The organism is Plantactinospora sp. B24E8 (genome assembly GCF_039871735.1).
In the GTDB taxonomy this organism is placed as follows: domain Bacteria; phylum Actinomycetota; class Actinomycetes; order Mycobacteriales; family Micromonosporaceae; genus Plantactinospora.
The window spans coordinates 98,197-113,162 of the sequence record NZ_JBDPMH010000009.1 but is presented as its reverse complement, the minus strand read 5'-3'; the positions used below and the strand labels follow the sequence as shown (position 1 = coordinate 113,162).

The window sequence follows — 14,966 nt, the reverse complement described above, 5'->3', positions numbered from 1 at the left end:
GCGTGAAAACAGGCGAAATCTCCGGGATGCCGATGGCCGTCGTCGGGCGCCGTGGATCGGCGGGAAGATATGTTGGCCTACAAAAGTTCTGCTAACTAGACTTGCTGTTCGATCAACGATCACGAGGTGGAGTGCAAGAAATGCCCGATTACGGCCACGAGCTCCTGTTCGGGACATTCCTCACGCCGGACGCCCACGACCCCGACCGGGTGGTGGCGTTGGCTGAACTGACCGAGGCGGCGGGCCTGGACCTCGCCACCTTCCAGGACCATCCGTACAACTCCGGGTTCCTCGACACCTGGACGCTGCTGAGCTGGGTCGCCGCCCGTACGGAGCGGCTGCGGGTCTCCGCGAACGTGCTGAACCTGCCACTGCGCCCGCCGGCCGTGCTGGCCCGGGCCGCGGCGAGCCTGGACCGGCTCTCCCACGGCCGGTTCGAGCTCGGGCTCGGCGCCGGCGCGTTCTGGGACGGGGTCGAGGGCATGGGTGGACGTCGACTGACCGCGGGGCAGGGCGTCGCGGCGCTGCGCGAGGCGATCGGCATCCTGCGCGGCGTCTGGGACGAGACCGCCTCGGGACCGCTGCGCCGGGAGGGGCCGTACTACCCGGTCCCGGGCATGCGACGTGGCCCGGCGCCGGCACACGACATCAACATCTGGCTCGGCGCGTACCAGCCCCGGATGTTGGCCCTGACCGGTCAGGAGGCGGACGGCTGGCTGCCGACCCTGGAGTATCTGCGGTCGCCGGACCGGGTCACCGCCAACCGGCTCATCGACGAGGCGGCGGTCGAGGCCGGCCGCGACCCGCGACAGATCCGCCGACTGCTCAACCTGTTCCAGGTCGACGTGTCGGCCGATGACCGCGGCTTCCTGCAGGGTCCGCCCGGGCAGTGGGTCGACCAGCTCCTCCCGCTGGTCCTCGAGGAGGGCTTCAGCGCCTTCCTGATCGGTCGCGACGACCCACGCCTCATCCAGACCTTCGGACAGGAGATCGCCCCCGCGCTGCGGGAGGCCGTCGCCCGGGAGCGTCGGCAGAGCGAGACCACGACCGGCCCGGTCCGGTCGGCCGTCGCCCTGGCCGAGCGTCGATCCGGCGTCGACTACGACGCCCTGCCCGCGTCGCTGGCGGCCGGCTCCGTCGAGCCCGGCGACCGGGAGTACGAACAGGTGCGGCACTCCTACAGCTGGTCGGGATCACCGGCCCTGGTGATCCGGCCACGCGACGCCGCCGAGGTGGTCGACGCGGTGACCTACGCCCGGACCCAGGACGTCCCGCTCTCGGTACGCAGCGGCGGGCACGGCATCAGCGGCCGGTCCACGAACGACGGCGGAATCGTCATCGACCTGTCCCGGATGGACAGGGTCGAGGTGCTCGACCAGGCCACCCGTCGGATCCGCCTGGAGCCGGGTGCCCGCTGGGGCCACGTCGCCCGGGCGCTCGCCCCGTACGGCCTGGCGATGAGCTCCGGCGACTACGGCGACGTGGGTGTCGGTGGTCTCGCCACCACCGCCGGCATCGGCTACCTGGTCCGTCGGTACGGCCTGACCATCGACCACGTCGTCGCCGCCGAGATCGTCACCGCGGACGGCCGGCTGCTCCGGGTCGACGAGCGCCACCACCCCGACCTGTTCTGGGCGGTCCGGGGCGCCGGCGGCAACGTCGGGGTGGTCACCGCCCTGGAACTGGAGGCGTACGAGGTCGGTGACGTCGTCCACGCCCAGCTTGTCGTCGACGCGACCGACACCGCCGGCCTGCTCCACCGCTGGGGCCGGCTGGTCGAGCAGGCACCGAGGGAGATCACCAGCTTCCTCTCCCTGTTCCCGAACCGACGGGGCAACCCGCCGATGGCCCAGGTCACCCTGGTCTACGCCGGTGACGACGTCGAGGCGGCGCAGTCGGCGTTGAGCCCGTTCCTGGAGATCGGGCCGGTCCTCGACCAGCAGGCCCAACTGGTGCCGTACCCGGCGATCGTGGCGCCGCCCGGCAACCAGCACCGGGGCCAGGGGCTGGTGGACAGCCACAGCGGCCTGTTGCACCACATCACCCCGGAGGCGGCCGACGTGATGGCCACCATGATCCGGTCCGGCGATGTGATGATCATGCAGTTTCGCTCCGTCGGCGGCGCGGTGAACGACATCGCCCGCGACGCCACCGCGTACCCGCACCGAAAGCAGAACTTCTCGGTGCTCGCCGCCACCGTCCCGGACCGCCGCCGGCAACTCGACAAGCACTGGGCGGAGCTGTACCCCTACCTCGACGGCATGTACCTCAGCTTCGAGGCCGACACCGCACCGGAGCGGCTGCTGGACGCCTTCCCGGAGCCCACCCTGAGTCGGCTGCGGGCGGTCAAGGCCACGTACGACCCGGACAACGTTTTCAACCGCAACTTCCCCGTCCCGCCGGCCCTCGACGCTCGACGGACCGGGAAGGAGACCAACGGCTGAGCAGGCCCCGGCCCCGGGCGCGGAGCTGCGCGGGCGGCCGACCGGGTCGGGGCTAGCGCCTCGGCTGGTCCGTCGCGGAGAGGACGTCCTGCACCGCGACACAGGGGTCGGTGCCGGGGGCGGCGGCATGGATCGCCTCCGCGGCCCGCTCGGCGGACTCGCGGAAGGCGGCCCGCTGCTCTGCGGGCAGCCCGCCCAGGACGAGGTCCTCGGCGTGCGCGACCCGCCGCTCGGCGTCGGCGAGCACCTGCCGCCCCCGTTCGGTGGCGACGATCCGCCGGGCGCGCCGGTCGCGCGGATCCAACCGCCGCTCGATCAGCCCGGCGTTCTCCAGGTCGTCGATCACGTACGTGAGCACACTGCGGTCGATCGCCAGGCGGGACGCCAGGGCACCCTGGGTCGGCACCTCCTCGTGTACGACCACGGCGAGGATGTGGTAGCCCCGGCTGCCGTGCGGCAGGTCCTTCAGCGTCTCCTCGACGTACTCCGTCCAGCGGCGCAGCACCATGCCGAGCGACCAGCCGAAGTGGGACCCGCGACTGCGGTCGGCCGGCAGGTCGCAGGGGTCGACGGCGGACATGTGTCAACCCTAGCAGGCAATATGTTGGTCAGAAGATGGGTTGACGGACAACGCTTTCGGGCTGCGGCCGGTGTCGACGCCGGGATCTCCCCGACGACGGTCCCGCGTACCGCCGGGAGGGCGGACGCGTGGACCGGCCGTCGGGGAGATCCCCGGGTCTGCTGCCGGTCGGGAGGACCGGGTCAGCGGAGCACGAACTGCGGCGGGCTGGGCGGGCTCTCGTTGCCCAACCGGTCCACCGCGGTCACGTAGTAGCTGTAGCGCCGGCCCGGCTCCGCCGTCTGGTCCAGGTACGAGCGCACCGCGCCGTCGGTGGCCCGGACCGTGCCGATCAGGTGACCGGCGTCGGCGAAACCGCACTCGCCGGGCAGACTGAGCCCGTCGAACCGGTAGACCGCGTACGAGGCGGCCGTACCGAACGGCCCGATCCCGTCGACGGGCTGCCGCCAGCGCAGTTCGACCCCGTCTGGCTGCCGCGTCGCCCCGGTCGGCACCGGGAACATCAGCGGCTTGGCCCGCAGGTGCGGCATGGTCGGCACCAGCGCCGGCCGGGAGTAGTGGTCGGCGGCGTAGCGGGTGGTGGCGCCGAGCCGGTCGGCCCGGACCTGAACCGCGCTGAAGTGCACGTTTCCGGCCACCTCCGGGTGCTCCCGGTTCAGGGTCAGGTGCCGGGACATCTCCGCCGGGTCCTGCCACGCCGCCGGTTGGGCCGGGTCGCCGATCTTGTAGTCGGCCTGTCCGATGTAGAGCTGTACGTCGGTGCCGGCCACCACGTCGGCCCACCACGGGACGAGCTTGGCGTAGTCGGCCACGGCCAGCCCGATGTTCCAGTAGACCTGCGGCACGATGTAGTCGATCCACTCCTCCTTCACCCACCTGCGGGTGTCGGCGAAGTTGGCGTCGTACGACTGGGTGCCGTTGGTCTCCGAGCCGAGCGGGTCGGCGGCCCGGTTGCGCCAGATGCCGAACGGGCTCACCCCGAACTTCACCCACGGCTTGGCGGCCTTGATCCGCTGACCCATCTCCCGGACGAGCAGGTCGATGTTGTGCCGCCGCCAGTCGGCCCTGCTGGCGAAGCCGGCCCCGTACGTCTCGAAGGTGGCCTGGTCGGCGAAGTCCTGCCCGGCCGCCGGGTACGGGTAGAAGTAGTCGTCGAAGTGCACCCCGTCGATGTCGTACCGGGTGACCGCGTCCATCATCGCGTTCTGCACGAACCGGCGTACCTCGGGAATGCCCGGGTTGTAATAGAGCCGGGAGCCGGCGGCGTTGACCGGGTAGGCGACCGCCCAGTCCGGGTGTTCGCGGACCGGGTGCCCGGGGGCCAGCTTGTCGACGTCGGCGCCGGCCCCGTCCGGCATGGAGATCCGGTACGGGTTGAACCAGGCGTGGAACTCCAGGTTCCGTTTGTGCGCCTCGTCCACCAGGTAGCCGAGCGGATCCCAGCCGGGATCCTGGCCGCGTACCCCGGTCAGGTACTCCGACCACGGCTCGTACGGCGACGGCCAGAAGGCGTCGGCGGTCGGGCGGACCTGCACCACCACCGCGTTGTGGTGGAGTCGCTGGGCCAGGTCGAGCCAGCCGGCGTACTCCGCCTTCTGTGCCGCGATCCGGTCCGGCGCGCTGTACGACGCCTTCGTCGGCCAGTCGATGTTGACCACGCTGGCGATCCACATAGCCCGGAACTGGCGCTTGGGGGTGGCCGGGTTCGTCGGGCAGCCGCCGGCACCGACGGTCGTCGTGGTGCCGGGGGCGGATGCGGTGTGACCGGCGGATGCGGTGTGACCGGCGGTGGCGGGGGTGGGGGTCCGGCCGGCGGCCGGGGACGCGTTCGCGGGGGAGCCGGTGGCGAGGGTACCGAGCAGCGCTATCGCCAGCCCGGCACGGAGCCGATGTGGCTTCATGCGGTGGTCCCTTCGGTGGGATCCGTCTCGGGGGTGTGGGGGCACGGCGACCCGGATGTCGGCGGTTACTGCCAACACCACAGAGCCGCTGGGAGGAAATTTTCACACCCTTGGCGCGCCGTCAAGCGGTCGACGCCTGTCGACGTCCCCGACCGACGGGAGGCCGGACGTCCTAACCGACGTGGGCCGCCAGCGCGGTGACCTTCACCAGTGCCTCGATCCGCCCCCGTGGCGTACCGCTCTCGTCGAGATCCTCGCCGACGAGCCAGATCCACTCGTCCTGGTAGTAGTGCGAGAGGTCGTGTCGGACCTCCCCGACCCGCAGCCGCAACGGGCGGGCGCCGTACCGCCAGTCCTCTTCACGCAACTCGAGTACGGTTCCCGGGGCCAGGTCGGGAACGGCGGGCAGCGTCGTCACGGCACCTCCAGGCGAGCGGGGGAGACGGGCGGGTGTCGGGAGGGTCGATCGCGGGGTGGCCGCATCTGCGGTGACAGCCTGCATATCCGGCGGCACCCAGCGCAATCCATCTAAGCAAAATTTGCCGCCGATGCACCGCAACCGGCGAAAGCCGCACCACGAAGCGTCGCCCCGGTCCGGTCCGACCGCCCGATCGGTGGGATGATCCGGGCTATGTTGTGGGCGTGCGGGCGGGGGGCGCGATGAGGCGGGGTAGCGAGTGATCCATTTTCCCGCCATCTCCCAGGGACCACTGCGGGCGTTGAGCCGGCGGCTGTTCGCGGCGATCGGCCTCGTGCTGCTCATCGTCGCCGTGGTCTACCTCGACCGGGACGGCTACCGCGACGTCAACGAGGACGAGCTCAACCTCCTCGACTGCTTCTACTACACCGTGGTGTCGCTCTCCACCACCGGCTACGGCGACATCACCCCGGTGACCCAGAACGCCCGGCTGATCAACGTACTCGTGGTCACCCCGGCCCGGGTGCTCTTCCTGATCATCCTGGTCGGCACCACGCTGGAAGTCCTGACCGAGCAGTACCGCACCAACCTCCGCTTGACGCGGTGGAGGAGGACCGTGAAGGACCACGTCATTATCTGCGGCTACGGCACCAAGGGCCGCAGCGCCATCTCCGCCCTGCTCGAGACGGGTTTCGACAAGCAGCGGATCATCGTCGTCGAGCGCAACCCGGCGGCGGTCCGGCAGGCCACCTCGGCCGGGTTGGTCGTGGTCGAGGGGAACGCCACCCGGTCCGCGGTGCTCAACGAGGCACACGTCAGGGGCGCCAAGTCGGTCATCATCGCGACCGACAGCGACGAGGTCTCCGTCCTGGTGACCCTCACCGTACGGCAGCTCACCGCCGGTCAGGTCCGGATCATCGCGGCCGCCCGGGAGGCGGAGAACGCGCCACTGCTGCGGCAGAGCGGCGCCCACCACGTCATCGTCTCCTCGGCGACCGCCGGACGACTGCTCGGCGTCTCCACCTCGGCCCCACCACTGATCGACGTGGTGGAGGACCTGCTGACCCCCGGCCAGGGCATGGCGCTGGCCATGCGCTCGGCCACCCGGGACGAGGTCGGTGCCTCACCACGGCAACTCGACGCGCTGGTCATCGCGCTGGTCCGGCGCGGCAAGGTGGTGTCGCTCGCCGACCAGGCGGCGACCGCGATCGAGACGGGCGACATGCTGGTGTACGTCCGCGACGACCGGGTCCGCAACGGCAACGGCGACCAGAACCGCTGAGCCGGCGCGGTACGTACCGGACGGGTCCACCGGCGCGGCGGCCGGACGGTGTCCGGAGAGCGGGAGGCGGCGCCCGGCCGGAGCCGGACACCGCCTCGACACACTCAGTTCCGCCAGCCGGGCCCGTAGTTGACGTTCGCGTCCGGCAGCGGTGCGTCCATCGGGGGCTCACCGCCGTTCCCGTCCCCGTAGTCGGGGTTGGTGGGGAGGGTTGGGAAGGGCCCCTCCAGCCCGTCCGGGATGTACGGGTCCTGCGGGTCGGTCGGGGCGATCGGGTCGAGGTCACCCCAGCCGTTGTCCCCGGAGTCGCCGTCGTCCGGATCGCCGCCGGGCGGCGGTAGGTCCGGGTAGTTCCCGCCGGGCGGGGTACCGCCGCCGGGCGGGGTTCCGGGGCTTCCACCGCCGCCACCACTGCCGGTGCCGCCGCCGCCACTGCCACCGGTCGACGGCGGCGGCAGGCCCGGCAGGCAGGGTTGGGTCACGCCGCCGTTGGGGCGGGCCCCGGCCGGCGGCGGCCGTACGCCGAGTTCGGTCGCGATCATCTTGGCGTAGTGCGCGGAGAGCGCCTGGGTGCCCCGGCGGTTCGGATGCGCCGTCTGCTGGAACCGGTTGAACAGCGATCCGTTCCCCGTCTGCCAGACCAGCCCGTTGACCCAGGGGTCGTCGGTGCCGAGCGTGTGTCCGGCGAACGCGTTGCGGATGTCGAGCAGGTCGACCTGGACGCCCTTGCTGGTCAGGATCTGCTGGGCCCGGCGGATCGCGTCCGAGATCTGCGGGGCGAGCTTGACCAGCACCTCGTACTCGTAGCCCGCGAGCAACATGCCCATGACCCCGTCGGCGACGTCCCTGCGGGTCAGCCCCTGCGGGTAGGTGACCATCATGACCCGGGTGTTCGGACCCTGGGCGTGGATGGCCCGGACCATCTTGATGTAGCGGGAGACCAGGCTGGCCGGCTGGGCCGAGTTGGCGTCGGCCCACTCGACGTCGTCGGCCCGCGGGTTCAGCAACGCCGTCCGTTGGGTCGCCAGGCTCTGCAGGCCGGCCTGGTTGTTGTTACGCAGGGCGTAGTCGACCAGCGGACCGAAGCCGGCGTCGTTGCCGCCCATCCCGACGACCACCAGGTTCGTCTGGTTGTTGATGCCGGCGTTCTGCGGTGGGTTGTTGCGGCCCTCGTCCGACTGCGCGGTCCAGAAGTGCTTGGTCTCCGCACCGGAGGAGGCGTTGAAGACGACGTCGAAGACCACGTCCGGGTTCGCCTTGCGCAGTTCGTCGATCGCGAGCAGGGCGGCGGCGTGCCGGGAGCGGTGCCGCCAGTCCGCGTCGTAGTCCTCCTGGGTGTAGCCGGGCGCCGGCAACGGTGCGGCGTTGACGGGCCCGCGGACGTACGGCGGCGGAATTATGCCCCGCTTGTTCAGGTAGTCACCAGCGCCCTCGCCGGACATGTACGAGTCGCCGACGATGACGATCCGGACCACCCGTTGCTGTGGCTGCGGTGTCACCCCGGCGGTGCCCTGCCAGGGCGCGACCGGCCCGTTGTCACTCCGACAGGCCATCGGCTCGGCGAGTTCGGCCAGCTTTTCCAGCGTGCCGGGGGCCGGTATCAGAGCTGGTCGGGTGGGCGGTGGCGGCGGTGGTTCCTCGCCGATCGGCACGTCCGGTGTCGGCGGTATGGCGAGCCCGGGCGCGGCGACGACAAGCGTGCCGACCAGGCCGGCCGCGACCGCCAAAACGGCGGCGCGGGCTCGGCGGGACCGGGCGGTTGGCGCAGGTAGTCGGGCGGTGTCCGCTGACGGACGGGGTACGCCCCATCTTCTTGGCATGACGGTTCTGTCCTCCCCTTGGAAAAACCATTGACTGGACGGCCATCCAGTACACGAGCCACCAGCGTAGGAAGCAAGATCAGGTGGTGTCAATGGGTGTCGCCGGTGCCGTCGCGGCCGGCCGCGCGGCTCAGTCCAGCGGTGCGCGCAGCCGGCCGTCGCGTTCGAAGACGTCCGCCGGCAGCGGCAGCGGGGCAGGCGTACCGAGGTCGTACAGGGCGTAGAGCCGGGAGCGGACCGCCGCCAGCGGATAGCTCTGCTCGTACACCGCGAGTTTGAACAGCACCCCTTCGAGGAGACTGCGCAGCAGCGCCTCCTCCACCGCCGGATCGACTGCCCCCCGGGCCGCGAAGATCTCCCGGAGCCGGTCCTCGAACGCCCGCACCGCCTCCGCCCGGTCCCGCTCCACCTGGGCGTACACCGGCCGGGTACCGGGCTGCAGCATCAGACAGAGCACCAGTCGCTGGGTGCCGAGCTGGTGGCTCGCCCCGAGCAGCGCACGGTCGATGACGGTCGCCAACAGGTCGTCCGGCGGGACGTCCACGGACTGGTCGTCCAGCATGGTCAGCATGCCGTCCAGCCACCGGCCGAGGATCGCCCGCAACAGCTCCCGCTTGGTGGCGAAGTAGTAGGAGATCAGGCCGCGGGACACCGCCGCCCGCTCGGTGATCTGCGAGATCGTCGCGTTCTCGTAGCCCTGTTCGGCGAAGACCTCCAACGCGGCGGCCAGGATCCGTTCCTGCGACGTCCGGCGCAGCTCGCGGTTGGTCCGCTCGGAACGCGGCGACACCTAGCGCTCCCGGGCGCCGGTCAGACCGGTCCGCCGGCCGGGTCCGTCGCTCCAGACACGGTCCGCTCCCCGCACGTCCACGGCGCGCCGGTCGCCGGCGTGCCCGGACCCGGCGACGGCCGGCGCGCCACCAGAGGTGACGGGCCGGCCGACGGCGTGCGAACAGATGGGCACCGGACTACAGGATCGTCCAGGTGTCACCACTGCTGAGCAGCCCGGCGAGCTGTTCCTCCGGCGTGCCGGTGGCCTCCGCCCGGGCCGACTCCAACTGCCCCTGCACCACGCTGTCGTAGGTGGGGCGGTCGACGTTCCGGAAGATCCCGATCGGGGTGTTGCGCAGCGCGAAGCCCGGTAGCCGGGACAGCGCGAACGCGTACGCCGGCTCGGCCACCGTCGCGTCGTGCACCACGATCTCCCCGGCCGGTACGTCCGCGGTACGGCGTACCTCCAGGCCGAAGCCGCCTGGCGGGTGCACCACGCAGAACTGCCCCTCCGCGCCGAACGTGATCGGCTGGCCGTGCTCCAGCCGGATCAGGTAGTCGTCCCGGGTCGCCGGCTCCTTCAGCTCGTCGAAGGCACCGTCGTTGAAGATGTTGCAGTTCTGGTAGATCTCCACGAACGCCGAACCCTGGTGCTCGGCGGCGGCCCGCAGCACCGACTGCAGGTGCTTGCGGTCCGAGTCGATGGTGCGGGCCACGAAGCTCGCCTCCGCGCCCAGCGCCAGCGACAGCGGGTTGAACGGCGAGTCCGCCGAACCGACCGGCGTCGACTTGGTGATCTTGCCGACCTCGGAGGTGGGCGAGTACTGCCCCTTGGTCAGCCCGTAGATCCGGTTGTTGAAGAGCAGGATCTTCAGGTTGACGTTGCGGCGCAGGGCGTGGATCAGGTGGTTGCCGCCGATCGACAGCGCGTCACCGTCACCGGTCACCACCCAGACCGACAGGTCCGGCCGGGAGACCGACAGCCCGGTCGCGATCGCCGGCGCCCGCCCGTGGATCGAGTGCAGCCCGTACGTGTTCATGTAGTACGGGAACCGCGACGAGCAGCCGATGCCGGAGACGAAGACGATCCGCTCCCGGGGGATCTGCAGCTCGGGCATGAACGACTGCACCGCGGCCAGGATCGCGTAGTCGCCACAGCCGGGGCACCAGCGCACCTCCTGGTCGGACTTGAAGTCCTTCGCGGTGAGCTTGACGGCGACGGGCTCAGGCATTCTTCACGACCTCTTCCAGCATGGTCTCCAGCTCGGTGGCGGTGAACGGCAGCCCCCGGACCTGGTTGTAGCTGATCGCGTCGACCAGGTAACGGGCCCGGACCACGTGGGCGAGCTGGCCGAGGTTCATCTCGGGGATCACCACCCGCTCGTAGCGGGCCAGCACCTCGCCGAGGTTGGCCGGCAGCGGCGCCAGGTGCCGCAGGTGCGCCTGGGCCACCGGCAGCCCGCGCTGCCGCAACCCACGGCAGGCCGCGCCGATCGGCCCGTACGTCGAACCCCAGCCGAGGACCAGCACCCGGGCGTCGCCGTCCGGGTCCTCCACCTCGACGTCCGGCACCTGGACCGCCTCGATCCGGGCCGCCCGGGTCCGGACCATGAAGTCGTGGTTCGCCGGGTCGTACGAGATGTCGCCGGTCTTGTCGGCCTTCTCCAGACCGCCGATCCGGTGCTCCAGCCCCGGGGTGCCCGGGATCGCCCACGGCCGGGCCAACGTCTCCGGGTCCCGCAGGTACGGCAGGAACGTCGTGCCGTCCTCGCCGTTCGGCGCGCTGGCGAACTCCACCCGCAGGTCGGGCAGGGAGTCGACGTCCGGCAGCAGCCACGGCTCGGAGCCGTTGGCCACGTAGTTGTCCGACAGCAGGATCACCGGCGTGCGATGGGTCAGCGCGATCCGGGCCGCCTCCAGGGCGGCGTAGAAGCAGTCGGACGGCGACCGGGGCGCGATCACCGCGACCGGCGCCTCGCCGTGCCGGCCGAACAGGGCCATGTTCAGGTCGGCCTGCTCGGTCTTGGTCGGCATGCCGGTGGACGGTCCGGCCCGCTGCACGTCGACGATGACCAGCGGCAGCTCCAGCGCCACCGCCAGCGAGATCGTCTCGCCCTTCAGCGCCACACCGGGACCCGAGGTGGTGGTCACCCCGAGCGCCCCGCCGTACGACGCGCCGAGTGCCGCGCCGATCGCCGCGATCTCGTCCTCGGCCTGCACCGTGGTGACGCCGAACCGCTTGTGCTTGCTCAGCTCGTGCAGGATGTCCGAGGCCGGGGTGATCGGGTACGCGCCGAGGAAGACCGGCAGCCCGGACCGGACCCCGGCGGCGACGAGACCGAGTGACAGTGCCGCGTTGCCGGTGATGTTGCGGTACGTTCCCGGCGGCATCTTGGCCGGCTTGACCTCGTACCGGACCGCGAAGTCCTCGGTCGTCTCGCCGAAGTTCCAGCCGGCCTTGAAGGCGGCGGTGTTCGCCGCGACCAGCTCCGGCCGGGTCGCGAACTTGCGCTCCAGGAAGCGGATCGTCGACTCGTACGGCCGGGAGTACATCCAGGAGAGCAGACCGAGCGCGAACATGTTCTTGGCCCGCTCGGCGTCCTTCTTCGAGACGTCGTACTCGGCGAGGGCCCGTACGGTCATCGAGGTCAACCCGACCGGGTGCAGCGCGTAGCCGTCCAGCGAACCGTCGTCCAGCGGGCTGACCTGGTAGCCGACCTTGGCCAGGTTGCGCCGGGTGAACTCGTCGGTGTTGACGATGATGTCGGCGCCGCGCGGCAGGTCGGCCAGGTTGGCCTTGAGCGCGGCCGGGTTCATCGCGACCAGCACGTTCGGCGCGTCGCCCGGGGTGAGGATGTCGTAGTCCGCGAAATGCACCTGGAAGCTCGACACCCCGGGCAGGGTGCCGGCAGGGGCGCGGATCTCGGCGGGGAAGTTGGGCAGCGTGGAGATGTCGTTGCCCAACTGGGCGGTCTCCGACGTGAATCGGTCCCCGGTGAGCTGCATACCGTCGCCGGAGTCACCGGCGAACCGGATGACGACCCGGTCCAGTTGCCGGACCTGCTTGCTCACTGTCGCACCTCGCTTCGCTCGGCCCGGTCGGGCGGGCTGAGCTCCGGGGTGACCTCGCCTTGCTCGGTCACATGTCCTCCTTGAGCGCCGGTCGCGGGTTGACGGTGGTGGGGGCCGGGCCCGCTCCAGTCCTACCACCTGAGCCTACGTCGATCGTTACCTCATCCTGACCCAAGGTCCGGCGGTTGGGATGAGGTCGTGGGGGCATTGGCACGCATTCGTCCCTCCCGGAATGTCGCGTGGTAATCCAGATCACCGAACTCGTGACGCGCGAATCTGTCAGGCGGAAACCGGACAGAAGGCGGCGGCGAGGCGGTGCCGGGTCCAGACCGGCCGGTAGGCTACCGACATGGCCGGATACCTGGGGTCGTACGCGACGCTCGGGCTGCTGCTGCTCGCCAGCGTGCTGGTCTTCGTCGGGGCGTTCTCCGCCAACCGGCTGCTCCGCCCGGCCCGACCCGCCGACCCGCCCGGGAAACGGGCCAGTTACGAGTGCGGCCTCGACCCGGTCGGCAGCGACTGGGCGCAGATGCAGATCCGCTACTACGTCTACGCCTACCTCTACGTGCTCTTCGCGGTCGAGGCGGTGTTCCTCTTCCCGTGGGCGGTGGTGTTCGACCGGCCCGGGTTCGGTGTCACGACCGTGGTCGAGATGGCGGTCTTCGTCGGCGTACTCGCCCTCGGCATCCTCTACGCCTGGCGCAGGAACATCCTCCGCTGGACCCACTGAGCCGGTCCGTCTTGGGCGCGGGTCCGTCGTGGTCGGGGGTCCGTCGTGGTCGGGCCGAGGGCTGGGGCCGGGTGTCCCGCTCTGGGCGGTCAGGCTTGATCCCGTCGCGGGTCACCCGGCCCCAGCCGTGCCGCACGCCGCGTCGGGACGGTCAGGCGAGACCGCGGCGGGTCACCCGGCCCCAGCCGTGCCGCACGCCGCGTCGGGACGGTCAGGCGAGACCGCGGCGGGTCACCGTCGGCGGCCGGTCGCCCCGGATCGAGGCGACCATGTCCAGCACCCGCCGGGTCGGCCGGACCTGGTGGGCCCGGAAGACCCGCGCCCCGAGCCAGGCGGAGACGGCGGTGGCGGCCAGGGTCCCCTCCAGCCGTTCCCCGACCGGCAGGTCGAGCGTCTCCCCGATGAAATCCTTGTTGGAGAGCGCCACCAGCACCGGCCAGCCGGTTCCGGCCAGTTCGCCCAGCCGCCGGGTGACCTCCAGCGAGTGCCGGGTGTTCTTGCCGAAGTCGTGCGCGGGGTCGATCAGGATGCCGTCGGGGCGTACCCCGAGCCGGACCGCGCGGTCGGCGAGCCCGGTCACCGTCCCGACCACGTCGTCGACCACGTCGTCGAAGGCCGCCCGGTGTGGGCGGGTCCGGGGGGCCAACCCGCCGGCGTGCGAGCAGACCAGCCCGACGCCGGTGGCGGCGGCGACCTCGGCGAGTGCCGGGTCCGCGCCCGACCAGGTGTCGTTGAGCAGGTCCGCGCCGGCGGCCACCGCCTCGACCGCGACCGGGGCCCGCCAGGTGTCGATCGAGATGACCACGTCGGGGAAGGCGGCCCGGACGGCGGCGATGATCTCCACCGTACGGCGGATCTCCTCGGCCACGTCGACCTCGTCGCCGGGACCGGCCTTGACCCCGCCGATGTCGATGATCTCCGCGCCCTCGGTGACCGCCCGCTCGACGGCGCGCAGCGCGTTGTCCGCCGCGTACGTCGCGCCGCGATCGAAGAACGAGTCGGGGGTACGGTTCACGATCGCCATCACGACGAGGTCCCCGGGTCCGAAACCGCGTCGGCCGAGCCTGAGCGTGTCCGCCATCCACCACTCCCACAGGTCGCTCCGCTGCCCTGGTGACGGTAGTCCGCGGTGCTGGTCGTACGGCGGTTGGGCGGCGCGGCCGGGTGGGCGCCGACCCGAACGGTGACGGCTGTCGAAGAATCGGCGGGGTGGCGGGGTCGCCCACGCCGCGCAGTCATGCCACGATCGGCGGATGGGTCAGGTACTGCTCCTCTTGGTCGTGGCGTTGACCGTCGCGGCGGTGGTCTTCGGTGTGACGGTGCTGGTGACCGGTTCCGACCCGGGACTCGCCGACGCGGAACCGGACGGCCGGGCGGTGCCGCTGCCCGGGAACCGGCCACTGCAGGAGTCCGACGTCGGCGGGGTGCGCTTCGACACGGCGCTGCGCGGATACCGGATGGGCCAGGTTGACCAGGCGCTGCGCCGGGCGGCGTACGACATCGGCTACAAGGACGAGTTGATCGGCGTTCTGCAGGCCGAGGTCGACGCACTGCGGGCGGGGCGGATCAGCGAGGCCGACACGCTGCGGCGGGCCCGGGAGGCGGCACTCGTGCCGGCCGGTGGGGGCGTCGCCACCGACGTCCTGACGGATTCCGGCCCGGTCGTGTTGCCGGCCGGTCCGGGCGGCGGACCCGGTGTGCCCCCGGCGGCCGCTCCGGTGTCGACCGCGCCAGGTTCGACCGCTCCCGCGTCGAACGGTCCGGTCGACGCGGCCGCGCTGTACGGCAGGCCCGAGTCGACCGGCCGGGGCGAACAGCCGGGCGGGCCGACAGCCGGGGAGGCCGGCGATGCCGGCGACAACCGCCCCGGGGACAGCCGGGCGGACGACGAACTGGCCGGGCCGACCCGCCCCGTGGGGGCGCCCGAGGCCGGAACCGCGGCCGATGA

Annotated in this window: 11 protein-coding genes and 1 pseudogene; 4 read left to right on the top strand and 8 right to left on the bottom strand. The window is 71.5% G+C overall.

Going from position 1 to position 14,966, the window contains the following annotated elements; translation table 11 throughout:
* Positions 1 to 140: 140 nt before the first annotated feature.
* A complete protein-coding gene (locus ABGB21_RS16435; protein WP_347678409.1) occupies positions 141 to 2,444 on the top strand; it encodes an LLM class flavin-dependent oxidoreductase in 2,304 nt (767 codons plus the stop codon).
* Positions 2,445 to 2,496: 52 nt separating this feature from the next.
* Here ABGB21_RS16435 and ABGB21_RS16430 read toward each other — a convergent pair whose 3' ends face one another.
* The 3 genes from ABGB21_RS16430 to ABGB21_RS16420 all read right to left on the bottom strand — a co-directional run bounded on the left by ABGB21_RS16430 (position 2,497) and on the right by ABGB21_RS16420 (position 5,343).
* Positions 2,497 to 3,024, bottom strand: coding sequence for a MarR family transcriptional regulator (locus ABGB21_RS16430; protein ID WP_347651798.1), 528 nt, complete (start codon positions 3,022 to 3,024; stop codon positions 2,497 to 2,499).
* Between the two features lie 182 nt (positions 3,025 to 3,206).
* Positions 3,207 to 4,925 carry a family 10 glycosylhydrolase gene (locus tag ABGB21_RS16425; RefSeq protein ID WP_347678407.1) on the bottom strand — a complete coding sequence of 573 codons (1,719 nt, stop codon included), beginning with the start codon at positions 4,923 to 4,925 and terminating at the stop codon, positions 3,207 to 3,209.
* Between the two features lie 172 nt (positions 4,926 to 5,097).
* Positions 5,098 to 5,343 carry a hypothetical protein gene (locus ABGB21_RS16420; RefSeq protein WP_347651796.1) on the bottom strand — a complete coding sequence of 82 codons (246 nt, stop codon included), beginning with the start codon at positions 5,341 to 5,343 and terminating at the stop codon, positions 5,098 to 5,100.
* 259 nt (positions 5,344 to 5,602) lie between these two features.
* On the opposite strand from ABGB21_RS16420, the gene ABGB21_RS16415 reads away from it, so the two are divergent.
* Complete coding sequence (locus ABGB21_RS16415; protein ID WP_347651795.1) at positions 5,603 to 6,625, top strand: potassium channel family protein; 1,023 nt, start codon at positions 5,603 to 5,605, stop codon at positions 6,623 to 6,625.
* A 104-nt stretch (positions 6,626 to 6,729) separates the two neighbouring features.
* Here the strand turns inward: ABGB21_RS16415 and ABGB21_RS16410 are convergent, their stop codons facing one another.
* From ABGB21_RS16410 to ABGB21_RS16395, 4 genes are all read right to left on the bottom strand, one after another.
* On the bottom strand, positions 6,730 to 8,445 hold the full coding sequence (locus tag ABGB21_RS16410; protein ID WP_347678405.1) for a hypothetical protein: 1,716 nt from the start codon (positions 8,443 to 8,445) through the stop codon (positions 6,730 to 6,732).
* Between the two features lie 130 nt (positions 8,446 to 8,575).
* A complete protein-coding gene (locus tag ABGB21_RS16405; protein ID WP_347651793.1) occupies positions 8,576 to 9,235 on the bottom strand; it encodes a helix-turn-helix domain-containing protein in 660 nt (219 codons plus the stop codon).
* A 178-nt stretch (positions 9,236 to 9,413) separates the two neighbouring features.
* On the bottom strand, positions 9,414 to 10,448 hold the full coding sequence (locus ABGB21_RS16400) for a 2-oxoacid:ferredoxin oxidoreductase subunit beta (RefSeq protein WP_347651792.1): 1,035 nt from the start codon (positions 10,446 to 10,448) through the stop codon (positions 9,414 to 9,416).
* Positions 10,441 to 12,288: a 2-oxoacid:acceptor oxidoreductase subunit alpha gene (locus ABGB21_RS16395; protein ID WP_347678403.1), complete on the bottom strand. Its 1,848-nt coding sequence runs from the start codon at positions 12,286 to 12,288 to the stop codon at positions 10,441 to 10,443. Before ABGB21_RS16395 ends, ABGB21_RS16400 begins: the two co-directional genes overlap by 8 nt.
* 349 nt (positions 12,289 to 12,637) lie before the next feature.
* Here ABGB21_RS16395 and ABGB21_RS16390 point away from each other — a divergent pair, with 349 nt between their 5' ends.
* Positions 12,638 to 13,018: an NADH-quinone oxidoreductase subunit A gene (locus tag ABGB21_RS16390; RefSeq protein WP_347678401.1), complete on the top strand. Its 381-nt coding sequence runs from the start codon at positions 12,638 to 12,640 to the stop codon at positions 13,016 to 13,018.
* Between the two features lie 211 nt (positions 13,019 to 13,229).
* On the opposite strand, the gene folP is transcribed toward ABGB21_RS16390, so the two are convergent.
* Positions 13,230 to 14,099: a dihydropteroate synthase gene (folP, locus tag ABGB21_RS16385; protein WP_347651789.1), complete on the bottom strand. Its 870-nt coding sequence runs from the start codon at positions 14,097 to 14,099 to the stop codon at positions 13,230 to 13,232.
* A 172-nt stretch (positions 14,100 to 14,271) separates the two neighbouring features.
* Between folP and ABGB21_RS16380 the strand changes: the two are divergent.
* Positions 14,272 to 14,619: pseudogene (locus tag ABGB21_RS16380) on the top strand (DivIVA domain-containing protein); the annotation flags it as partial.
* Between the last annotated feature and the right edge of the window lie 347 nt (positions 14,620 to 14,966).